This is a genomic window from Microbacterium sp. 70-16 (genome assembly GCF_001898315.1).
Lineage (GTDB): Bacteria > Actinomycetota > Actinomycetes > Actinomycetales > Microbacteriaceae > Microbacterium.
Genome location: NZ_MKTQ01000010.1, coordinates 31,189 through 53,949 on the forward strand (window position 1 = coordinate 31,189; position 22,761 = coordinate 53,949).

At 68.6% G+C, this 22,761-nt stretch carries 20 protein-coding genes and 1 tRNA gene; 18 read left to right on the forward strand and 3 right to left on the reverse strand.

Going from position 1 to position 22,761, the window contains the following annotated elements; genetic code table 11:
* Positions 1 to 73: 73 nt before the first annotated feature.
* Together BGO46_RS03025 and BGO46_RS03030 are read right to left on the reverse strand one after the other, a co-directional pair.
* The gene (locus tag BGO46_RS03025) at positions 74 to 1,387 is read right to left on the reverse strand and encodes a carboxylesterase family protein (protein ID WP_292673506.1); all 1,314 of its coding nucleotides are present in this window, start codon (positions 1,385 to 1,387) and stop codon (positions 74 to 76) included.
* Positions 1,384 to 2,676 (reverse strand): MFS transporter, encoded by a 1,293-nt coding sequence (locus BGO46_RS03030; RefSeq protein ID WP_292673503.1) that lies wholly within the window; start codon positions 2,674 to 2,676, stop codon positions 1,384 to 1,386. Before BGO46_RS03030 ends, BGO46_RS03025 begins: the two co-directional genes overlap by 4 nt.
* A 111-nt stretch (positions 2,677 to 2,787) precedes the next feature.
* Between BGO46_RS03030 and BGO46_RS03035 the strand changes: the two genes are divergently transcribed.
* The 3 genes from BGO46_RS03035 (at position 2,788) to BGO46_RS03045 (ending at position 5,442) form a co-directional block, all read left to right on the forward strand.
* Positions 2,788 to 3,786 carry a LacI family DNA-binding transcriptional regulator gene (locus tag BGO46_RS03035; protein ID WP_292897734.1) on the forward strand — a complete coding sequence of 333 codons (999 nt, stop codon included), beginning with the start codon at positions 2,788 to 2,790 and terminating at the stop codon, positions 3,784 to 3,786.
* Positions 3,787 to 3,908: 122 nt separating this feature from the next.
* A complete protein-coding gene (locus BGO46_RS14610; protein ID WP_366246785.1) occupies positions 3,909 to 4,139 on the forward strand; it encodes a helix-turn-helix transcriptional regulator in 231 nt (76 codons plus the stop codon).
* A gap of 1 nt (position 4,140) precedes the next feature.
* Positions 4,141 to 5,442, forward strand: a complete 1,302-nt coding sequence (locus BGO46_RS03045; RefSeq protein WP_292673498.1) for a HipA domain-containing protein — start codon at positions 4,141 to 4,143, stop codon at positions 5,440 to 5,442.
* A 43-nt stretch (positions 5,443 to 5,485) separates the two neighbouring features.
* On the opposite strand, the gene BGO46_RS03050 is transcribed toward BGO46_RS03045, so the two are convergent.
* Positions 5,486 to 5,559, reverse strand: a tRNA-Gly gene (locus tag BGO46_RS03050).
* A gap of 149 nt (positions 5,560 to 5,708) precedes the next feature.
* Here BGO46_RS03050 and BGO46_RS03055 point away from each other — a divergent pair.
* The 15 genes from BGO46_RS03055 (at position 5,709) to BGO46_RS03125 (ending at position 22,753) form a co-directional block, all read left to right on the forward strand.
* Positions 5,709 to 6,752: a LacI family DNA-binding transcriptional regulator gene (locus BGO46_RS03055; protein WP_292673495.1), complete on the forward strand. Its 1,044-nt coding sequence runs from the start codon at positions 5,709 to 5,711 to the stop codon at positions 6,750 to 6,752.
* Between the two features lie 129 nt (positions 6,753 to 6,881).
* On the forward strand, positions 6,882 to 8,216 hold the full coding sequence (locus BGO46_RS03060; protein WP_292673493.1) for an extracellular solute-binding protein: 1,335 nt from the start codon (positions 6,882 to 6,884) through the stop codon (positions 8,214 to 8,216).
* Positions 8,217 to 8,278: 62 nt separating this feature from the next.
* On the forward strand, positions 8,279 to 9,190 hold the full coding sequence (locus BGO46_RS03065) for a sugar ABC transporter permease (protein WP_292673490.1): 912 nt from the start codon (positions 8,279 to 8,281) through the stop codon (positions 9,188 to 9,190).
* Positions 9,187 to 10,023: a carbohydrate ABC transporter permease gene (locus tag BGO46_RS03070; RefSeq protein ID WP_292673488.1), complete on the forward strand. Its 837-nt coding sequence runs from the start codon at positions 9,187 to 9,189 to the stop codon at positions 10,021 to 10,023. Before BGO46_RS03065 ends, BGO46_RS03070 begins: the two co-directional genes overlap by 4 nt.
* 27 nt (positions 10,024 to 10,050) lie before the next feature.
* A complete protein-coding gene (locus BGO46_RS03075; RefSeq protein WP_292673486.1) occupies positions 10,051 to 11,118 on the forward strand; it encodes a glycosidase in 1,068 nt (355 codons plus the stop codon).
* A gap of 118 nt (positions 11,119 to 11,236) precedes the next feature.
* Positions 11,237 to 11,842: a dCTP deaminase gene (gene dcd / locus BGO46_RS03080; RefSeq protein WP_292673483.1), complete on the forward strand. Its 606-nt coding sequence runs from the start codon at positions 11,237 to 11,239 to the stop codon at positions 11,840 to 11,842.
* Between the two features lie 374 nt (positions 11,843 to 12,216).
* A complete protein-coding gene (locus BGO46_RS03085) occupies positions 12,217 to 13,203 on the forward strand; it encodes a LacI family DNA-binding transcriptional regulator (protein ID WP_299985261.1) in 987 nt (328 codons plus the stop codon).
* A 62-nt stretch (positions 13,204 to 13,265) separates the two neighbouring features.
* Entirely contained in the window at positions 13,266 to 14,933 is a 1,668-nt protein-coding gene (locus BGO46_RS03090) for an ABC transporter substrate-binding protein (RefSeq protein ID WP_292673479.1), read from the forward strand.
* A 61-nt stretch (positions 14,934 to 14,994) separates the two neighbouring features.
* On the forward strand, positions 14,995 to 15,972 hold the full coding sequence (locus BGO46_RS03095; protein ID WP_292673477.1) for an ABC transporter permease: 978 nt from the start codon (positions 14,995 to 14,997) through the stop codon (positions 15,970 to 15,972).
* A 12-nt stretch (positions 15,973 to 15,984) separates the two neighbouring features.
* The gene (locus BGO46_RS03100; RefSeq protein ID WP_292673476.1) at positions 15,985 to 16,956 is read left to right on the forward strand and encodes an ABC transporter permease; all 972 of its coding nucleotides are present in this window, start codon (positions 15,985 to 15,987) and stop codon (positions 16,954 to 16,956) included.
* A complete protein-coding gene (locus BGO46_RS03105; protein ID WP_292673474.1) occupies positions 16,953 to 17,870 on the forward strand; it encodes an ABC transporter ATP-binding protein in 918 nt (305 codons plus the stop codon). Before BGO46_RS03100 ends, BGO46_RS03105 begins: the two co-directional genes overlap by 4 nt.
* On the forward strand, positions 17,867 to 18,907 hold the full coding sequence (locus tag BGO46_RS03110; RefSeq protein ID WP_292673472.1) for an ABC transporter ATP-binding protein: 1,041 nt from the start codon (positions 17,867 to 17,869) through the stop codon (positions 18,905 to 18,907). Before BGO46_RS03105 ends, BGO46_RS03110 begins: the two co-directional genes overlap by 4 nt.
* Positions 18,904 to 20,397, forward strand: a complete 1,494-nt coding sequence (locus tag BGO46_RS03115; RefSeq protein WP_292673470.1) for a glycoside hydrolase family 32 protein — start codon at positions 18,904 to 18,906, stop codon at positions 20,395 to 20,397. Before BGO46_RS03110 ends, BGO46_RS03115 begins: the two co-directional genes overlap by 4 nt.
* Positions 20,394 to 21,857, forward strand: coding sequence for a glycoside hydrolase family 32 protein (locus BGO46_RS03120; RefSeq protein ID WP_292673468.1), 1,464 nt, complete (start codon positions 20,394 to 20,396; stop codon positions 21,855 to 21,857). The genes BGO46_RS03115 and BGO46_RS03120 overlap by 4 nt, the downstream gene beginning before the upstream one ends.
* Positions 21,854 to 22,753 (forward strand): PfkB family carbohydrate kinase, encoded by a 900-nt coding sequence (locus BGO46_RS03125; protein WP_292673466.1) that lies wholly within the window; start codon positions 21,854 to 21,856, stop codon positions 22,751 to 22,753. The genes BGO46_RS03120 and BGO46_RS03125 overlap by 4 nt, the downstream gene beginning before the upstream one ends.
* Positions 22,754 to 22,761: the final 8 nt, after the last annotated feature.

Here is a 22,761-nt window from a genome sequence, read left to right on the forward strand (position 1 = left end):
CGGGAGGACGGATGCCGCCGAGGCATCCTCCCGAACGGAAATCTCCTCCCGAGGCGCAGACCCGCCGCCGCGCTCACCCGCGCAGCGCGAGGAACTCCAGCGAGTCTCCGGCGCCGAGCTGCTCGCCCCGCGCGAAGCGCGCCCAGAGCGCGCGCATCCGTCGCCCGTCCGCGGCGACTTCGGCGTAGGGAGTTCCCGCGATCAGCTGGGCATCCGCCCACGCTGTCTGGTCGCCGAGCAGCAGCGGGAGGTCGATCGTGTGCGCGGCGCCGATCGGGTTGCCCAGCGCAGCCCACGACAGTGCATAGGTGCTGACGAGGCCGCCCGCCCGGCGATGCCGGCGGGCGAAGCGCCGCACGCCGCGGGTGTACACCGCCCAGGTGCAGAACCAGACGACCAGGCGCTCGAGCATCCCGCCGACGACCGGCAGTCGCGACCAGGTGTCGACCCCGGGAAGCGACGGCAGGAACAGCCGCGCCTCCTCCGTGGTGCTGCCGATGAGCACGTCGATGGCGGGGGCGACGGATGCCAGCGCGGCATCCACCTCCGCCTCCGGCGGAAGCGGCGCACAGCCGTACTGCGGGGCGATCGGCATCGCGCCCTTGAGCCCGAACCGGGCGCCGGTGGCGACGACCTGCTCCTGGACAGCAGCCACGTCGGCGAGCGTCGACGATGCGCCCAGCGGTGCGGCGGCCGCCGCGAGCGCGCGGTTGAGCGCCGCGCGCCCACGCATGATGCCCAGCGGAGCGCTCTGGATGACCGCGCGCGTGAACAGCTGCGCGGCATCCTTCGTCGCCATGAGATCGACGAGCGCCTGGGCGCCGGCGGACTGCCCGAACGCCGTGACGGATGCCGGATCGCCACCGAACGCGGCGATGTTGCGGCGGATCCAGCGGAACGCCTCGATGAGATCGAGCAGCCCGAGGTTCGCCCGGGGCCCGTGCGGGGTCTCGATGAACCCGAGCAGGCCGAGCCGATAGGTGACGGTCACGACGACCACATCCTGCTCGGTGACGAGCGCAGCGGGATCCATGATGGCGAGGTCGCCGGCGCCGGTGACGAAGCCGCCGCCGTGCACCCAGACCAGCACGGGTCGCGGTGTGGATGCCGGGGCTGCGGGCAGCGTGATCGAGAGGTGCTGGCAGTGCTCGTCGGTGGCGCGGCCGCGCGGGTCGACGCCGAACATGGTGTCGGCGATCGGGTCGGCCGGCTGCGGGGCCTGCGGTGACCAGTCGTGCGCGACGAACGGCTCCGTGCGATCGGCGGCCGGCGCGGGCCCGCCGAAGCGCGCGGCGGTCGCATACGGGATGCCGGTCGCGCGCAGCACGGCCCCGTCCCGCCGCCCGATGACCGCGCCGCTCGGCGCGTCGAAGCGCGGGTCGCTCATCGCACGCTCCGCACGCGGAAGATCACGAACCCGCCGATGACGGCGACGGCGGCCGCGACGATGTACAGCACCGGATACGACTGCGCGGCGATGGCGAGGATGACCGGTGCGATCGCCGGCGCCAGGGCCTGCGGAAGGGTGGCCGCCGTGTTGAAGATCGCGAGGTCGTTTGCGGCATCCTCCGGATTCGGCAGCACATCGGTCGCGAGCGCGAGGTCGACCGCGGTGTAGCCGCCGTAGCCGATCCCGCCGATGACGAGCCCCGCGAAGAACAGGGTGAGATCGCCGGCTCCCGCGGTGAGCAGCAGGGCACCCGCGGTGATGAACGCGGCGGTGATCACGAAGACCTTGCGGCGCCCGAGCTTGTCGGAGAAGCGTCCGGCGAGCACGCTCGAGACGACGGTCGCCGCGGCCAGCAGGAGGGTGCCGATGAGCACCTGGCCGGCGACGTCCTCGGCGGCGATGCCGAGGTGGCTGATCAGGTAATAAGCCTGGTAGGTGGTGAGGAACGCGTAGGCGAGCTGCAGGAGGAAGCGGCTGAGGTAGGCCCAGAAGAAGTCCGGATGCCGACGCGGATCCACCCAGAACGTCGAGAGGATGTCGCGGATGCCCTGCGCGGGGAGGGGTGCATCGTCGCGGGAGCTGCGCTCCTTCACCACGACCACGAAGAGGAGCAGGAAGAACGCACCGACGATCGCGGGCACGAGGAACATGGCGTCGGAGTTGTGCGGGACGGCGGCGATGATGATCGAGCCGACGACCAGCGCCGCCACCGTGCCGAGTCCGACGAACGCCGAGACTGAGCCGCGCTGCGCGACGGGGACCCGGTCGGACAGCACGGCGAGCAGCGAGGCGACGCAGGCGCTGCCGGCGACCGAGACGATCGCGTAGCCGGTGATGAGACCGGCGAGCCCCGGGACCAACGCCATCACGCCGCCGCCGACGAGGAGTCCGGCTGCGCCGATCACGATCCACGGCCGACGGCGACCGAACCGCGAGCGGGTGCGGTCGCTGAGCCGGCCGGCGATGGGGAGCGCGACGACCTGCAGCAGCAACCCGGTGGTCAGCACGGAGCCGAGGACGCTCGGGGCCTCGTCCGCGGAGGCCATCGTGTTGATGCGCAGCGCGAGGCTCTCCAGCGACGGCGTCAGCAGCACGAGCAGGGCGCCGAACGACGCGAGCGCGTAGACGAGGATGAACCAGGGCCCCACACGCTCAGCGGGTGCGGTGACGGACCCACCGTCCGGTGCGGAGGCGAAGGCGGGCGAGTCGTGCGGCGTGCGGGTCATGGTTCTCTCATTGGAGTGCTGATACGTATAAGCACACTATAGACCTCGCGGCATCCGATCTGTCTCGCTGGGTAGGATCTGCACAGGACGAACACGGTGACAGGGCGCGCAATGGCAACTCCACGGGTGACGGCGATGCAGGTCGCCAAGCTGGCCCAGGTGTCGCAGGCGACCGTCAGCTACGTTCTCAACGACAAGCCGCACGGGCGCATCCCGGAGGAGACCCGGCGCCGCGTGCTGGAGGCGGCCCGCGAGCTGAACTACGCGCCGTCCGCCGCTGCGCGGGCGCTGCGACTCGGGCGCTCGAACCTCGTGCTCATCGTGCTGCCGGACTGGCCGCTCGGCTACGCGATGTCCGGCTTCATCGACCGGCTCACCGATCATCTCGAGCAGATGGAGCTGCAGCCGGTCATCCGCCGGTTGAAGCAGGGAATGCCGGTCGGCGACCTGTGGCAGTCGATCATGCCCGCGGCGATCCTGTTGCTCGACGACGTCGGGCGCGGGGAGCGCGCCGCAATGCAGTCGGCTGGCGTCTTCGTCGCGCACGGACTGCTCTGGGACGAGGACCACGACGACAACCCGGTGCTCGCCAGGGGCAGTCTCGTCGGCGCGTTGCAGGTCGAGCACCTCGCGGCGACCGGGCATCGACGCATCGGGTTCCTCGCGCCGCGTGCTGCGCACGATCAGCTGTTCAGCCGCCTGCGCATCGAGGGTGCGGAAGCGGCGTGCCTGGACCTGGGTCTGGATCGTCCGCAGGTGCAGAGCGCGGAGCTCACTCCCGAAGGCATCCGGGCCGCCCTGCAGGGATGGTGGGCTTCTGACGCCGGAGATCGAGTGACGGCGGTGTGCGCGTACAGCGACGACTACGCCTTCGCCCTGCTCAGCGCGATGCGGGAGCAGGGGCTGCGCGCCCCCGACGATCTCGCCGTGATCGGCGCCGACGACATCCCGCTCGGGCTGTTCGCCGACCCTCCGCTGACGACGATCGACCACGAGCAGGAGGTCGTGGTCGCCCACCTCGCGCAGGTGATCGGCGCCGGCATCCGCGGGGATGCCCCGCCCGAGACGCCCCCGATGCACCCGACCGTCGTGATCCGGCAGAGCGCCTGACGGATGTGCCCGGCTCTGCCGAGTCCATCTGACTACAGAGACGTATTCGCACACAGTTGACTACCTAGATGTAGTCAGGTACCGTTGAATACCTTGAGGTAGTCAGGAGGGTCATGTATTCGATGCCAGCACACACGCCGGCGGACCTCGGCGTTGCCCTGCAACAGGCTCGGGTCACGCAGGGACTCAGCCAACGTGACCTTGCCGTCGCTATCGGTGTGTCCCAGCGGTACATCTGGGAGCTCGAAGCTGGCAAGGATTCTCCGGCCCTTACTCGCATCCTCGCGGCTTTCGCGCATCTCGGGGTGACCGTCCGGGTCGACGTCCCGGAGCCGGGGGAGCACCATGGGTGACTTGATCGTCACACTCCATGGTCTACGGGTCGGCACGCTCCGAGTGATGTCGTCGGGGTTCGATTTCGTGGCCGCTCCCGAAGCGATCCGTGAGTACGGCCTGAACAGTTCGGCGCTGTCCCTCGCCGTGCCGCTGCTTGCATCCGCCCCCGCCCGCGACCGCGACCGTCGGCGGAACTTCTTCGCTGAGCTGCTCCCCGAAGGTGACGCCCGGACAAGGCTCGCCCAGGAGGCGCGGGTCGACCCGGCAGATGTCATCGCGATGTTGCGCGAATACGGACGCGACGTCGCCGGCGCTGTCCAGACGTGGGACCCCGAAGCCCCAGGTGAGCCACGAGCGCCGAGGACCGAGCAGCTTGACGAGCGGGGAGTATCCGCCATGCTCCAAGACGTGAGGGCCTCCCCGCTCGGCAACCGCCCCCGCCGGGGCGGCAAGACCTCGCTCGCTGGCGTCCAGAGCAAGATCGTCCTCGCACGCGACGGTGACGCCTGGATGAGAGTTCTGGACGGGTACCCCTCCACGCACATCCTCAAACCTGTCGTCGGGAAATATCCGAGCATGATCTTCGATGAAGAGTACGGGTCTCGGTTCGCGCGACATCTGGGGCTGGCGCGCTTCGAGACGTACCTTGACGTGTTCGCGGGGACCACGGCCCTTGTCATCGAGCGCTACGACCGGTCTGAGAGCACGCCCGACGGCCGGGTGCATCAGGAGGATTTCAATCAGATTCTCGGCACCGCTGGCCTTCAGAAGTACGAGGTGTACGGCGGCCGCGGCCTGGCCGACGTTGCGAGAGCCCTGGGGGAGGCGGACACGCTTTCGCTGTTGCGGCTGGTCACCTTGTCTGTGGCTGTCGGGAACCTCGACCTGCACCTGAAGAACATCTCCCTCATCCATGAGGGCAACCACGCGCGCCTCGCCGACGCCTACGACATCGTGCCGCAGCATTTCTATACCGACATGGACGGTGAAGTAGCGCTGTACGTCGACGGTGTCGCGGAGCACCGCGCCATCCACTCCGGCAACATCGTTACCGAAGCGGTGTCGTGGGGCATCGCTGAGGAGATGGCGTCCGTTGTCGTGCAGGAGACACTGACCATCGTGCGTCAAGTCGCCGAGGCTGAACGCCCGCACGCCGCTGCTCACCCGGGGCTGCAGGACGAGATCATGAGGATCACGGACAACCTTCTGAACGCACGCACGGTATCCGGTGATGACCCGGAGCGTGGACCGCAACCAATGCCGCACGCGCAGGGCGCCGGCGCGTGGCAGTGTCCGAATGGCCGCGCGAAAGGTCGATAAGCCCCAGGCGGGGCGGCTGCTCAACGTGCGAGAGAAGTGTCAGTGGAGGGGCTGACGGGAATCGAACCCGCGCTGTCTGCTTGGGAAGCAGAAGTTCTGCCATTGAACTACAGCCCCGAGGCCTTGAAAACACTGGGGAGTCGGACTCCCCGCAAGGCCTGGTGTACACATAGCGATACACATTGTCGGTTCAGATCGCTGATCGAACCGTGTCCCAGCATACCCGGTGACCTCACCCGCGCCGGTCGAGCGCCTACGCTAGCGGGATGGGCACGACAAGCGACGCTGGCCCCGGAGCGCCTCGCGGCAAGCGAGTGACGATCGTCGACGTCGCCGAACGCGCCGGTGTCGCCATCAGCTCGGTGTCCAGTGCCCTGAACAACCGCCCGGGGGTGTCGGAGGCGACGCGACTGCGCATCGTCGAGGCTGCGGCGGAGCTGGGGTTCACGCCGTCGCTGCGAGGCAAGAGTCTGTCCGGCAAGCGCGCGTACGCGGTCGGTCTTGTCGTGCAGCGCAACCCCGATGTACTCGAGCTCGACCCCTTCTTCGGCGCCTTCATCGGTGGCGTCGAGGCCTACCTCGATGAGCGCGACTACGCGCTGGTGCTGCAGATGAGTGCGGATGCCGCGCAGACGCTCGACCGCTACCGGCGCCTGGCCGGCGACCGACGGGTCGACGGCGTCTTCCTCAACGAGCTCGAGGTCGACGATCCGCGCACCGACCTCGTCCGCGAGCTCGAACTCCCTGCCGTCGCGGTCAATCCCTCGGCGCAGTGCCCCGTGCCCGCGGTCCGGCAAGACTTCGGCGCCGCCATCCGCGCCCTCATTGGCCATTTCGCGTCGACCGGTCACCGTCGCGTCGCCCACGTGTCTGGACCGATGAACTACCTGCACGCGGTGCAGCGCGTTGACGCGTGGCGTGCGGCGCTGCGCGAGTTCGGGCTCGAAGAGGGCGCACTGGTGTCCGGCGAGTTCACCTACGAAGGCGGCCTCGCGGCCACGGCCACCATCGCCGCGGACGCTGCGAGCACCGCGGTCTTCTGCGCCAACGATCTGTCAGCGCTCGGATTGATCGCCGGTCTCGAACGCCGTGGCATCAGCGTCCCGGACCGCGTGTCGGTCGCCGGGTTCGATGGCATCCAGTTGGGAGAGTATGTCCACCCAGCGTTGACGACGGTGCGGACAGCACCGCGCCGCATCGGGTACGAAGCCGCGCGGCTGCTGTTGGCGACGATCGAGTCGGGTACGGCACAGGATGCCGATGTCGAGCCCGCCGAACTGGTCTTGCGCGACTCGACCCGCTCTTTCTGAGGCATCCATCTCTTGCATCACCGGCGCAGACGTGCTTGACTGCAACAACCGAAACGTTTCGGTTACGGCTTTCGCCGAACCCCACCGCGAGGAACCCGTTCCTCGCCCTCAATGGAGAGTGAATCTCACATGGCAACGAAGAAGTTGCGCTCGACGCGCACCATCGGTCGTACCATCGCCGCGGCTGGGCTCGCCGTGGCGATGATCTCCCTCGCATCGTGCTCCGGCAACGCTGCAGAACAGCCCACCGGCGACGGGATCTCCGGCGAGCTGCAGATCCTCGTGTCGAGCGCCGCGGCGTCGGACGCGGCGTTCGCTGCGGTCAACGACGCGTTCATGAAGAAGTATCCGAATGTCGATGTCGTGCTGTCGTCGGTGTCGAACGACAACTATCCGGCGACGAAGTCCTCTCGGCTCACCGCAGGCAACGTCGACGTCTTCGTCGTGAAGAACCTCACCGAGGCGCCCGACTACGCGGCTGACTCGGTTTCGGATGACGTGCTGCTCGCGCGCTCCGGGGGCCTGCTCGACCTCACCGGAGAGTCGTTCCTCAGCAACTACACCCCGTCCGTGCTGGATGCGCAAGCCATCGACGGCAAGCAGTACGCGGTGCCGACCGGGCTCAGCTACTCGACCGGCGTGTACTACAACAAGCAGATGTTCGCTGACGCGGGACTCGACGTGCCCACGACGTGGTCTGAGCTCGAGAACGTGATGACGACGCTGAAGTCCGAGGGCATCGCCCCGTTCGGAATCGGCGGCAAGGACGGCTGGCCGGGCGGGCTGGTCATGCTGGGAGTCGCGGGCGGCGAACTGCCGACGACGGCCGACAAGCAAGACCTCGCCGCGGCGCTCTGGGACCAGTCGGCGACGCTCGACAGCGGTGTGCCGCTGACGATCCTGCAGAAGACCCAAGAGGTGTTCGACAACGCACAGCCCAACTTCGCCGGCGCGGGCTACGACGAGATCCCCGCAGGCTTCGCCGCGGGCGATTTCGCGATGACGCCCGATGGCACGTGGAACTCGCCGACGATCGCGGCAGCGGTCGGCGACGCGTTCGAGTTCGGGTACTTCCCGCTGCCCGGCGGTGACGATGCCGCCGACAACGCCAGCCTCAACGGCAAGATCGAGCTGCAGCTCGGTGTCGCCGCCTCCAGCAAGAACCAGGCCGCCGCGCTGGCGTGGCTGGACTTCTTCTCCGACCCGGCAACGTACACACAGTTCGTCGCCGACTCCGGCTTCTCGCCGGCCCAGCAGGGCATCGAGGGCACCGACTTCCTGAACTCGATCGCCCAGTACACGGAAGAGTTCCAGCCCGCGTGGGAGCAGGTCTGGATCGCCAACAACGACGCCGGGCAGGATGCCGTGTACCCGTTCAACTACCCCGCGCTCGCGCCGCTCGGCACGAGCACCCCGCAGGAAGCCGCAGACGCCGCGCAGTCGGCGTGGGCCGCGGCATTCTGACCGACCCATCCTTCGCCGCCGCAGCGATCTGCGGCGGCGAAGGATCTCACTGAGGTTCTCACGTGGCACAGACATTCCCGTTCCCCGGCCGTGCGCCGGTGCGGGTGAGCTTCGCTGTCGGGCTCATCCTGCTCACCGTCTTCGGGCTCGTTCCCGCCGTCGCCGTCTTCGTCGTCTCGTTCACCGACTTGCGCGGGCTGCCCTACCTGCCGGTGAACTGGGTCGGACTCGACAACTACATCTCGTTCTTCTCGCCGGCCAAGCGCGCCGACAGCATGAACGCGCTGTGGAACACGATCGTCTTCGCCGTCGTCAGCACGACCGTGCAGATCGTGCTCGCGCTCGGCGTCGCCCTGCTGCTGAACCTGCGCCTGCGCGGCCGCAACTTCTATCGGGCGGTCGTGTTCATGCCGACCGTCCTGGGCGTCACCGTCACCGGCCTCGTGTGGTCGCTGATGTTCAACGTCACGGGTGGTCCTGCCGCCGCCGTGCTGAGCTGGTTCGGGACGAGCTCAGCGTTCTTCGGTGACCCACGACTGGCGTTGGCGCTCGTGATCATCGTCCAGATCTGGATGGTGATGGGCATCTCCGTCATCATCTTCCTGTCGGGGCTGCAGGCCATCCCCGCCGAACTCTACGAAGTCGCCGCGATCGACGGGGCATCCGGTTGGCAGCGCTTCCGCAACGTCACGATTCCGCTGCTGGCTCCCTCGATCACGGCCAACGTGCTGCTGGGTATCGTCAATGCGCTGCAGAGCTATCAGCTCACCTACGTGCTGACCGGCCCGAACAACAAGTCCACGCAGGTGCTGAGCCTGCTGATCTACGTGCAGGGCTTCGGCGGAAAGTCGGGCACGACCCTGTCGCAGTCGCAGGGCTACGCGGCGGCGATCTCGATCATCCAGTTCCTGCTGGTGGGGGTCGTCACGATCGTCGCGCTCTGGTACCTGCGCCGACGGGAGGCGAAGCTGTGAGCTCGATACTGCGACGCGGCCGCGGGCCGATGCGGGTGCCGTGGGGCGCCTACGTGTGTGCGGCGGTCCTGCTGGTCGTCTTCCTGTTCCCGCTGCTGTACCTCCTGAACACGGCCCTCAAGACCACCGCCGAGTTCGCGGCCGACCCGGTCGGCATCGTCACGGATCCGCAGTGGGGCAACTTCCTGCAAGCGTGGAACCAGGGCAACTTCGGCGCCTACATCCTCAACAGCGTCTTGTACACGATGGTCGGCTCCGCAATCGGCACCTTCATCGCTCTCGTGATGGGATTCCCGGTCGCGCGCGGCTACATCGCCGGCGGCAGGCTCTGGACGGTGCTGTTCGTCGTCGTCCTGTTCCTGCCGAACGCACTGATCACGCAGTTCCAGCTGCTTCTGCGGCTCGGGCTGTACGACAACCGCCTCGGCTACATCCTGATGGTGGGCGTCGGCGTGGGCATCGGGCCGCTGCTGTTCAGCGGGTTCGCGAAGTCCATCCCGTACGAACTCGACGAGGCCGCGGCGCTCGACGGTATCGGCTACTGGAGATATCTGTTCCGGTTCGTCTTCCCGCTGGCCAAGCCCGCGCTGGCGACGGTGTTCATCCTGCAGGCCGTCTGGATCTGGAACGAGATCATCCTCGCGACCGTTCTGCTGGCAGACCCCGCGAAGTTCCCCGTCACCGTCGGGCTGTACGCCTTCAAGGGCACGTACTCCAACAACTGGCCCCTGCTCGCCGCCGCCACGTTCATCGTCGCCGCGCCTCTGATCGTCGGCTACATCTTCATCCAGCGCTACCTCGTCAACGGCGTCCTCGGCGCCGTCAAGGGCTGAACGCCCGCATCCCCCAGGAGGGTCCCCATGACCACTACCCCCTTCCCGTTCGCTCTGGAACGGCTCGGCGTCATCATGAGCCCCGAGCCGGGCAACCCGCTCGAGATCGAAGGAGTGCTCAATCCCGCGACCGCCCGCGGCGCCGACGGCGAGCTGTACATCTATCCGAGGCTGGTCTCGGCCGGAAACGTGTCGCGGATCGGGATCGGCCGGGTGGAGCTTGCCGATGGCATCCCCACTGGCGTCGAGCGACTCGGCGTCGTCCTCGAAGCCGACCGGGGCTGGGAGCATGGCACCTCGCACGGTGGAGTCGAGGATCCGCGGATCACGACGATCCCGGCCCTCGGCCTGCACGTCATGACGTACGTCGCGTTCGGGCCGCTCGGGCCCCGGCCTGCCCTCGCCGTGTCGGAGGATGCCCGGTCGTGGCGGCGGCTCGGGCCGATCCAGTTCGGGTACGAGGATGCCCTCGACACCGACCTGAACCTGTTCCCCAACAAGGACGTGCTGCTGTTTCCCGAGCCCGTGCCCGGCCCGGGTGGGGAGCCGGCGTTCGCGCTGTTGCACCGGCCCATGTGGGACCTCGAGTTCGCGCGAGCGGGTGAGCGCGCGCCGTTGCCGGCCGGGGTCACCGATGACCGGGCGAGCATCTGGATCTCGTACATGCCCGTGGCGGACGTCGAGCGTGACCTCGCGGCGCTGGCTCGGCCGATCGGGCACCGCTTCGTCGCGGGCCCCGCGTACGACTGGGAGAGGCTCAAGATCGGCGCCGGCCCCGCGCCGCTGCGCGTCGACGAGGGCTGGCTGCTCATCCACCACGGGGTCAGCGGCGAGGTCGTCGGCAGCGCGTTCACGCCGCAGAACACCGTGTTCTACTCCGCCGGCGCGATGATCCTCGACGCGGCCGACCCGGCGCGGGTGCTGGCGCGCACCGACGCGCCGCTCATCGCACCTGAGACCGCCGAGGAGGTCGTCGGCACCGTGGGCAACGTCGTCTTCCCGACCGCGATCGAGCGGATCGACGGCGAGGACTTCGTGTTCTACGGCATGGCCGACTCGAAGATCGGCGTTGCGCGGCTCGTGCGCACGGTGTGAGCCGCCCTTGCGGCTTGGGGCTTGGGGCTCGGGGCTTGGCGGCTTGGAGCTTGGCGGCCCGGGGTCGCTCTGTGACGGCGGCCGTGGATCGGCGCCCGCCGACCAGTAGGCTGGCCGCGTGCTGCTGAGCGACCGCGATATCCGTACCGAGATCTCCACTGGCCGAGTCGGCCTGGACCCGTGGGACCCGTCGATGGTGCAGCCGTCGAGTGTCGACGTGCGTCTCGACCGGTACTTCCGGCTGTTCGACAACCACAAGTACCCGTTCATCGATCCCGCCGAAGACCAGCCTGACCTCACGCACCTCATCGAGGTCGCGCCCGACGAGCCGTTCGTCCTGCACCCCGGCGAGTTCGTGCTCGGCTCGACGTTCGAACAGGTGACGCTGCCCGACGACATCGCCGCGCGCCTCGAGGGCAAGTCCTCGCTCGGGCGCCTGGGGCTGCTGACCCACTCGACCGCGGGGTTCATCGACCCGGGATTCTCGGGACACGTGACCCTCGAGCTGTCCAACGTCGCGACCCTGCCGATCAAGCTCTGGCCCGGCATGAAGATCGGGCAGCTGTGCTTCTTCCGGCTGTCGTCGGCGGCCGAGAACCCCTACGGGACAGGACCGTACCTGAACCGCTATCACGGGCAGCGCGGCCCGACGGCATCCCGCTCGTTCCAGAACTTCCACCGCACCGACGTCGGCTCGACCGACGCGGGAGCCCGCGGGGCCTGACGCCGGCGTTTCGTCTCGCTGCGCTCGCCGGGGGCGCCCGGCGGGCGTTGCCGCGCCGCTCCGCGCTCGCGCGGGCGCCTGACCGGGGCGGCTCGTGGTGGCTCTCGACCCCCGCACCGCATTAACTCAGGAGTCCTGGCGCCCGGCGCGCCGCCCCGCCGCGGAAAACCGGGGTCGACGCGCGCCGCGAGGCGCGCGACTCCTGAGTTGTTGCAGTGGCCACGTGGTGACGCGCCCGCGCGAAGTTGGTGCTTGACGCACCGTCCTAACCCGCGTTAGCATCATCCCGTCATGACCTAACGCGGGTTAGGTGTGAATCGACGAAGATGAGGACCCCCGTGTCGAAGCAGACCCCGAGAGCACGAGCGGTGACGATGCGCGACGTCGCAGAGCACGCCGGCGTCTCTCGCACGGCGGTCTCGCTCGTGCTCAACGACCGACACGACGTCACTCTCGCGCAAGAGACGCGCAGCCGCGTGCTCGAGTCCGCGGCCGAGCTCGGCTATCGCCCGAACGCGGGTGCACGCGCCCTCGCCCAGCAGCGCAGCGACTGGTACGGACTGGTCACCGAGATCGTGACGGCACCGTTCGCCGTCGACGTGATCAAGGGCGCGCAGGACCGCGCGATGGACGACGGCAAGTACCTGCTCATCGCGTCGACGGAGTCGGATGCCGCGGCCGAGACCGCGGCCATCGAGCGCCTGCTCGAACAGCGCGTCGAAGGCCTGATCTACGCCGCCACCTGGCACCGCGGCGTCGTCGTCCCCGAGATCGCGCGCGAGGTGCCCACCGTCCTGGTGAACTGCTTCGACGTCGAGGGCCGGTTCCCCGCCGTCGTCCCGGACGAGCGGGCCGGCGGTCGACGCGCGACTGAGCGGCTGCTGTCGGCGGGCCACCGCCGGATCGGCTTCATCAATCTCGACCCGGGCATCCCCGCGGCGATCGGGCGGGCTGAGGGCTACCACAGTGTCCTGCGCGAAGCGGGGATCACCGTCGACGACGAGCTCGAGGTCAGCGGTCACGCGACCGCCGACAGCGGGTTCGACGCCGCGCAGCAGCTGCTCGACCTCGCCGAGCCGCCGACCGCGATCTTCTGCGCCAATGACCGCATGGCCATGGGCGCGTACGACGCGATCAAGGAGCGCGGCCTCCGCATTCCTCACGATGTCGCCGTCATCGGCTTCGACAATCAGGAGCTCATCGCGGGCTACCTGAGGCCGGGGCTGACCACGGTTGCACTGCCCTTCGAACAGATGGGCGCCCTCGGCGTGGATATCCTCGCCGCAATCACGGCGGGAGAGTCGACCGACACGAAGATCGTGACGGTCGACTGCCCGCTCCTCGAACGCTCGTCGGTGTGACTGGACATCTCTCGACGAGCAGACCTTCGGCTTCAACGCAGAAGAAAGGAACAGCACCAATCATGGCACTTCACAGAGGACGGATGGCCGTCATCACGGCCATCGCGGCCGCGGGGGCGATCCTCCTCGCCGGCTGCTCGGGCGGCGGCACCACCTCGACGACAGAACTCGACGGCACGCAGCTGCTGACGATCCCGCGCGAGGACATGGGCACGTTCGACCAGAACTTCAACCCGTTCTCCAACCCGGACTTCCCGATGACCCAGGTCGCGATCTACGAGTCGATGCTCGTGTTCAACCCTGCCGACGGCACCACGACGCCGTGGCTGGCGACCGATTGGGACGTCGCGGCAGACGGCACCGGCATCACCTTCCACCTGCGCGACGGCGTGCAGTGGTCCGACGGCGAGCCGCTCGTGGCCGATGACGTCGTCACCAGCTTCGCCCTGCAACGCGAGATCCGCGGCGGCTTCGACTACATCGAGAACGTGACGGCCGTGGACGATCTGACGGTCGAGTTCGACTTCAACACGCCGTTCTCGCCGGCGCTGCTCGATGTCGGCCAGCAGGTCATCGCACCCGCGCACATCTGGGACGCGCAGGACGACCCCTCCAAGTTTACCAACCCCGAGCCCGTCGGCACCGGACCGTACACGGAGGTCACGAACTTCCAGGCGCAGTCGTTCGACCTGCTCAAGAACCCGCATTACTGGCAGCCCGAGAAGCAGAGGATCGAGGGCATCCGCATGCTCGCCTTCGCGGGCAACGACGGGGCGAACCTCGCCGCCGCGAACGGCGACGTCGACTGGTCGCCGCAGTTCATCCCGAACATCGAAGAAGCGTTCGTCGCGAAGGACCCGGAGCACCGCTTCTTCTGGTTCCCGACGACGGGCTCGATGGTCAGCCGGCAGTTCAACACGACGAAGGCGCCGTTCGACGACGCCAACGTGCGCAAGGCACTGTCGATGGCCGTCGACCGCGATCAGGTCACCTCCATCGGCATGCAGGGCTACACGGTGCCGGCCGACTGCACCGGCCTGTCGGGCGCTTACGACACGTGGCGCGATCAGGCCGTCGTCGACTCGTGCACGTGGACCAAGCGAGACCTCGATGCCGCCGGCGCACTGCTGGATGCCGCGGGCATCACCCTCGGCGCCGACGGCAAGCGCGTCTTGCCCGACGGCACGCCGTTCGCGTTCGACTTCTCGGTCGGGACGACCTCGAGCGACTGGGTGTCGGTCGGCAACGTGATCTCGCAGAACCTCGCCGAGATCGGCGTGACGGTCAACGTCGCGGCGCGTGACTGGGCCGAAGTCGTGTCGAGCTACGAGAACGGCACGTTCGACTCGGGAATCGTGTGGAGCAACAACGCCCCGACCCCGTACCAGTTCTACCGCGGCATCATGTCGACCGAGACGGTCAAGCCGGTCGGCGAGCAGGCCTTCGAGAACTACCACCGGTTCGGCGTGCCCGAGGCTGACACCCTGCTGGCACAGTTCGCGGCGACCTCCGACGAAGCCGAGCAGCAGTCGATCATGAACGATCTTCAGGCACTGTTCGCCGAGGAAGCACCCGTTGTGGCGCTGTTCCCCGGGCCGGAGTTCGGTGCGGCGAGCACGCTGCGCTTCACCGGCTGGCCGGACGCGGACAACCCGTACGCCTCGCTCGGTGCGGTCCGCGCCCGCAGCGCGGTTCTCATCCTCACCACCCTCGAGCCCGTCAAGGGCTGATCAACGACGGCCATCGGGCCGCCCCGCGTGGGCGGCCCGATGTGCCGCCGAGGAGAACACCATGGGATACATCCTTCGGCGCCTGGGCTTCTACCTGGCCGCCTTCTGGGTCTCGATCACGCTGAACTTCATGCTTCCGCGCTTGATGCCCGGCGACCCCGTCACGCGCATGGTCGCAAGGCTCCAGGGCTCGATCCGCCCCGATCAGATCGAAGCGCTGCGCCGCTCGTTCGGCCTCGACGACGCCCCGCTGTGGGAGCAGTACTTCCGCTACCTGGGGCAGATCCTCTCCGGCGACTTCGGGTTCTCGATCTCGCGATTCCCGACGCCCGTGACGCAGGTGATCGCAACCCAGATCGGCTGGACGATCCTGCTCGGACTGACCTCGCTGATCATCGCCGTCCTGATCGGCAACCTGCTTGGCATCCTCGCCGCCTGGCGCCGCGGCAGTGCGCTCGACTCCGTACTGCCGCCCGTGCTCGTCTTCATCGGATCGTTCCCGTACTTCTGGCTCGCGATGGGCCTGCTCTACCTGTTCGGCGTGACGCTGGGCTGGTTCCCTCTGCGGCACGCGTTCTCTGTGGGGTCGACGCCCGAGTTCTCGCTCGCGTTCATCGGCGACGTCGCCTATCACCTGTTCCTGCCCGCCACCTCGATCGTCCTCGTCTCGATCGGTGGCTGGATGCTGGGCATGCGCAACACGATGATCTCCACCAACGCCGAGGACTACATCACGATGGCCGAGGCGAAGGGCCTGCGCCCGAACCGCATCATGCTCGCCTACGCGGCGCGCAACGCGATGCTGCCGTCGGTCACAGCCTTCGGCATGTCACTCGGCTTCATCGTCGGCGGTGCGCTGCTGACCGAGGTCGTCTTCGCCTATCCCGGCGTCGGCTACCAGCTGCTCTCCGCCGTGCAGAACCTCGACTATCCCCTCATGCAGGGGCTGTTCCTCACCATCACGACCGCCGTGCTGGTGGCCAATTTCCTCGTGGACATCGTGTACGTGCGGCTCGACCCGCGCGTGCGCGTCAGCTGAAAGGGAGCCGTCATGTCTCTCGCTCAAGACCCCACGGCTCTCGCCGAACTCGAGTTGGCTGAAGAGCCCGGTGACCCGGCTCCGCGCCGACGCGCCGGGCGCGACGGGCTGCTGCGCGGCCTGCTCAGCAACGGCAAGGCCGTCGCGGGCCTCATCATCCTCGTCGTCTTCGCGGCGGTCGCGCTGCTGGCCCCCATGCTCGCGCCCGGTGACCCGACGCTCATCCAGGGCCTCGGCGCGCAGCCCCCGTCGGCTGAGCACCTGCTCGGCACGACGGCGAAGGGGCAGGACGTCCTCGCCCTCAACATCTGGGGTGCGCGCTCGTCGCTGTTCGTCGGCTTCACCGTCGGCATCCTCGCGACGCTCGTCGGACTTCTCGTCGGCCTCGCCTCGGCCTACCTGGGCAAGTTCGTCGACAACCTGCTGTCGCTCGTCACGAACGTGTTCCTGCTGCTGCCGGGACTGCCGCTGCTCGTGATCCTCGCGGCATTCCTGCCGCAGGGCATCGGCACCGTCATCATCGTTCTGGTCATCACCGGGTGGGCGGGGTCGGCGCGCGTGCTGCGCTCGCAGGCGCTGTCGATCCGCGGCAAAGACTTCGTCGCGGCCGCGCAGGTCACCGGAGAGTCGCCGCTGCGGATCATGTTCCGCGAGATGCTGCCCAACATGGCATCCATCGTGATGAGCACGCTCCTCGCGTGCGTCATCTTCGGCATCGGCGCCCAGGCCGGCCTGGAGTTCCTCGGCCTCGGTGACATCTCGACGGTCAGCTGGGGCACGAACCTGTACTGGGCCAGCAACGACGGCGCGCTGCTGACCGGCTCGTGGTGGGTTTTCGTCCCGCCCGGCCTGTGCATCGCCCTCGTCGCCTTCGCGCTCGCCCTGGTCAACTACGGCGTCGACGAGACCACCAACCCCCGCCTGCGCCGCCCACGGCGCCGCCCGGTCACCGCGACCGGCACGACGAAGGAGGATGCCCGATGAGTGCTCCCCTGCTCGAAGTCGCCGACCTCTCGGTGGAATACGTGACGGATGCCCGTACGGTGCGCGCCGTCGACCGCGTGAGCTTCACCGTCGGTGAGGGCGAGGTGTTCGGCCTGGCCGGAGAGTCCGGCTGCGGCAAGTCGACGATCGCGAACGCCGTCCTGCGGCTGCTGCGCGACCCGGCGGTCATCGCGGGTGGATCGATCCGGTTCCGCGGCACAGACGTGCTCGCGCTGAGCCCGGACGAACTGCGTGCGTTCCGCTGGCGGCAGGTGGCGATGGTGTTCCAGAGCGCGATGAACTCGCTCAACCCCGTCATGACGATCGGCGACCAGATCGCCGACATCTATACGACCCACGAGGGGCTCACCAAGAAGCAGGCCCTGCGCCGCGGCGACGAGCTGCTTGACCTCGTCGGCATCCCGCACGATCGCCTGCGCGCATATCCGCACCAGCTCTCCGGGGGCATGCGGCAACGCGTCGTCATCGCGATGGCGACGGCGCTGCGTCCCCCGCTGCTGATCATGGACGAGCCCACCACGGCGCTCGACGTCGTCGTGCAGCAGGAGATCATGGCCCAGATCAAGGATCTGCAGCGCGAGCTCGGGTTCGCGATCCTGTTCATCACGCACGACATGTCGCTCATGGTCGAACTCAGCGACCGGATGGCCGTCATGTACGCCGGCCGGTTCGTCGAGACCGCCCCCGCCCTGACGATCTTCGAGCAGCCGCAACACCCCTACACGAGCGCGCTCATGAACGCCTTCCCGCCGATGAATGGGCCGCGCACCATTCTGCGCGGCCTGGGCGAAGGCGTGCGCTTCCACCACATCCCCGACCTCGTCTCCGTGGGCCCCGACCATTGGGTCGCGCCAGCTGGCGAAGACGCTCTCTCTGCCGAGGTGACCCGATGAGCACACAGACTCCCGTGATGTCGATCCGCGGATTGGCGAAGACCTTCCCGATCGGCGGCATGTTCTCGCGCGATCACGTCCGTGCCCTCGGTGGCGTGGACCTCGACATTGCGCCCGGCGAGATCGTGGCGCTCGTCGGCGAGTCCGGCAGCGGCAAGTCCACCCTGGCGCGCTGCCTCGCCCGGCTCGAGCAGCCATCGGCGGGTACCGTCCTGTTCGAGGGGCAGGACATCCTCAAGAAAGAGCCGCGGCGTGCCAGCAAGGCGTACCGCTCGGCTGTGCAGATGATCTTCCAGGACCCGTTCGGGTCGCTGAACCCCGTCCACCGTGTCGGCCATTTCCTCGAGCGCCCGTTGCGTCTGCATGACGCGGCCAGTGGTCGCGCCGACATCGAGCGTGCCAAGCGTCGCCTGATGCAGAAGGTCGACCTGCCGGCCGAACTTCTCGATCGCTACCCCCACGAGCTGTCCGGCGGGCAGCGCCAGCGCATCGCCATCGCTCGTGCGCTCGCCGTCGATCCGCGTCTGATCCTCGCCGATGAGCCGACGTCGATGCTCGATGTCTCGGTGCGCATCGGCGTGCTCAACCTCATGCGCAGCCTCTGCGAAGAGCAGGGCATCTCGATGCTCTACATCACGCACGATCTCGCGTCGGCGCGCTACCTCGCCGACCGGATCGTCGTCATGTTCGCGGGTGAGTTCGTCGAAGGCGGTGAGGCCCTGACGCTGCTCGCAGAGCCGAGGCATCCCTACACCCGTCTGCTCATCTCGGCCGTGCCCGACCCGACGCGGCGAGGAACGTTCGACCCCGTCGAGCGTGCGGAGTTGCGTCGAGAGGTCATGCACCCGACGTCGTGCGCCTTCGAGGGTCAGACCGACACCCCGTGCGCGACAGACCACGCGGTCTTCCACGCGATCGGCGAGAGCCCGGAGCACTGGGTGCGATGCGGCCGGTATGCCCCGCCGTCCGACGCTCCCGGCACCGCACTCGAAGTCCCCGATGTTCCGCACGCAGCCCAGGAAAGTCCCGCAGCATGACCGCGCTCCCCGCACTCGAACTCGTCTCCGCCGAGCTCGCCGCTCGCGCGGCGCGCGACCCGCACCGACCCGCCTTCCATTTCACCGCTCCCGCCGGATGGCTCAATGACCCCAACGGGCTCACGCAGCGTGATGGCGAGTACCACCTCTTCTACCAGTTCAATCCGGATGCCCCGGTGCACCACCGCATCCATTGGGGTCACGCGGTGAGCACCGACCTCGTGAACTGGCGCGATCTGCCGATCGCGCTGACGCCGAGCGCCGGTCCCGACGAGGACGGCTGCTGGTCGGGCGTGCTCGTCTACGACGGCGCGGTGCCGACCATCGTGTACTCCGGTCGCCACGGCGACCGGGAACTGCCGTGCGTCGCGACCGGTAGCGCCGACCTCGTCGAATGGACGAAGGAACCCGCGAACCCTGTGATCGCCGCGCCCCCGGCGGGGGTCGACGTCACGGCGTTCCGCGACCACTGCGTGTGGCGCGAAGGCGACGTCTGGCGCCAGCTCATCGGCTCAGGCATCCGCGGTCAGGGTGGAACAGCGTTCCTGTACGAGTCGCCGGACCTGCGCGCCTGGACCTACGTCGGCCCGCTGCTGGTCGGTGACAGCAGCGACGGCGAGCCCGGCGCCCCGGACTGGACCGGCACGATGTGGGAGTGCGTCGACATGTTCCGCATCGGCGATGACGACGCCGCGGGCCGCGACATCCTCATCTTCTCCGCCTGGGACGACGGCGTCACGCATCACCCGCTGTACTGGTCGGGACGCTATGAAGGCGACCGGTTCGCCCCGTCCGCGCTGCACCGGTTGGATCTGGGTGGCCGGTACTTCTACGCGCCGCAGTCGATGCGCGACGAGTCGGGCAGGCGTCTGCTGTTCGGATGGCTGCAGGAGGGGCGGCCGGACAGCGCCGCCGTCGAGGCAGGGTGGTCGGGTGTCATGTCGCTGCCGCGTGTGGTCACCGCCGCGCCGGACGGATCGATCGGGCAGTCACCGGCCCCCGAGGTCGACGCTCTTCGTGCCGAGTTGCTCCTCGACAAGGCGGTGGTGCTGGACGAGGAGCCTGAGCACATCACCGCGGGCGACCAACTCGACATCGAGCTGCGGCTGGTGCTTGCCGACGGCGCGGCGGCGACGATTGCCGTACGCGCGACCGATGACGGCGCCGAGCAGACCCTGCTGCGCCTGCGCCGCACGGGGCGGACGGCCGAACTCAGCCTCGACCGCAGCCGGGCGAGCCTCGATGCCGCCGTTGACGCGGACCCGCGCGCGGGTTCCGTGCCGGTCGGGGGCGACGGCGCGATCGACGTCCGGATCCTGATCGATCACTCCGCACTCGAGGTCTTCGCCGGAGGCATCCCGCTTACCGCACGCGTGTACCCGACGCGCCGCGACGCGCTGGGCGTATGGCTGTCGGGCGATGCGGCGCGCGCCGATGTTCGCGCGTGGGCGATGGCGGGGGCCGGTCGGCACGGGGCCCCGGGAGCATGAGCGTGCACACCGTGCCGAGCATGCGTCCGAAATTCCACTTCAGCGTTCCCGACAACTGGAAGAACGACCCGCAGCGGCCGATCTTCGTCGACGGTGAGTACCACTACTACTACCTCTACAACGCCGACTACCTCGATGGCGGCCTCGGGACATCGTGGCGCCGGGCAACGACCCGGGATCACGTCGTGTTCCACGACCAGGGCGAGGCGATCGGCAAGTTCACGAACGGCAACGGCGACTGCTGGTCGGGCTCGCTCGTGGTCGACACCGAGGACACGGCCGGTTATGGCCGCGGGGCGGTCATCGCGCTGGTCACCCAGGTGACCGTCGACAGGGTGCCCGAGGGCGGCCAAGCGCAGTTCCTCTGGTACTCCACGGATGGCGGGCGATCGTTCCGATCGGGCGGCGATGAGCCGGTGCTGGCCGATCCGGATCGGCCCGACTTCCGCGACCCGAAGGTGATCTGGGACGCCGGTCGCGCGCGTTGGTTCATGGCCCTCGCGGAGGGCGACCGGCTCGGCTTCTATGTGTCGCCCGAGCTGCGCACGTGGACGAAGGTCGGAGAGTACGCCCGCGACGATCTCGGTCTGTTGGAATGCCCCGACATCTTCGAGATGACGGCCGACGACGGAACACGGCACTGGGTGCTCGGCGTGAGCGCGAACGCGAAGGCGCGCGGACTGCCGGCGACGTACGCGTACTGGACGGGCGCGTTCGACGGCAGCGGGTTCGTACCCGACGAGCACGAGCCCCGATGGCTCGACGGGGGCCTCGACTTCTACGGCGCGGTCACCTACCCGCACCACGACGACTCCGGAGCGGAAGATCCGACGCTGCGGCACACGATCGGCTGGGCGAACTTCTGGGACTACCCGCACAACACCCCGACCATCGTCACTGACGGCTACAACGGCGACGACATGATCGTTCGCGATCTACGTCTGGTGCGGGGCGTCGACGGATACCGCCTGGCATCCGCACCGACGGCTGCGCTCGCCGACTACGTCACACAGACGCACCGGCTGGGAGACATTGCGGTCGACGGTGAGGTCGATCTCGACGTGCGGGCCGAAGCGTACGACCTGACGTGTGAGATCGAGTGGGATGCCACGATCGGTGAGATCGGCGTCGAGGTGTGCCGTGCGCGCGGCGGCACCCGAAGAGTGACGGCGACACTGGACCTGCCTGGACAGCTCGTACGTCTTGATCGGACGGCGACCGTGAGTCCCACGGGCGGCGTCACGCAGCTGCCGTTCGATCCATCGGCAGGTCACGTTGCGATCCGGGTGCTGGTCGACCGGACGAGCGTGGAGTTGTTCGTCGGTGACGACGTGCAATCGCATCGGGTGTTCCCGATCGCCGGCGACCAGGGCATCCGCCTCACTGCGCGCGGCACGGCAGCGCGATTCCGTGACGTGACGGTCCGCGAGCTGTCGACACCGATGGGAGCCTCGCGATGACGGCGGACGTGCTCGTGATCGGCGAGAGCCTCATCGACATCGTGCAGCGCGCAGATGGGACGGTCACCGAAGTCGTCGGAGGATCGCCCGCGAACGTCGCCTTCGGCCTCGCGCGCCAGAGTGTCGCAGTGCGATTCCACACGGCGCTGGCCCGTGACGAGCGCGGCGCTCGCATCGCGGCTCAGCTCAGGGGCGAGGGCGTCGAGCTTGTCGAGGCATCCTGGTCACTTGCGGCGACATCGACCGCCCTCGCCGAGATCGCCGCGGATGGTGCGGCGCGGTACACGTTCGATCTCGAGTGGGCGCTGCCGGTCACTCCGCGGGTGGGCGACGCCACGCTCGTGCATGTCGGCTCGATCGCCGCCTTCCTCGAGCCCGGAGCGTCGGTCGTCGAGCACGTCCTCGGTGGGACGGACACCTTGGTCTCGTTCGATCCGAACATCCGCGGCGCGTTGCTGCCCGATCGCCGCGAGGCCGTCGCCCGCTTCGAACGACTGGCCGCGGTGGCCGACGTCGTCAAGCTGAGCGATGAGGACGCCTCCTGGCTTTACCCGGGCGCATCGCTCGCTGAGGTGATCGCGGAGGTCGCGCAGCGCGGGCCTCGGCTGGTGGCGGTCACGCGCGGCGGAGCAGGTGCGCTGTTGCATGCGGCGGGGGTCACCGTCGACGTTGCTGCACCGGTCGTGCGCGTGCAGGACACGGTTGGGGCGGGCGACACGTTCATGGCCGCGCTGATCCGTGAGGTACTGGCAACCACCGACGTGCTCGGGGCGCCGACCGCGGAGCGGCTGGCGACGATCGGTGCGTACGCGGCCGCTGCCGCCGCCCTCACCGTGCAGCGCGTCGGCGCAGACCTTCCGCGCGTGGACGAAGTCGCCGCGGCCCTCCGGGCCTGACGGGTGGA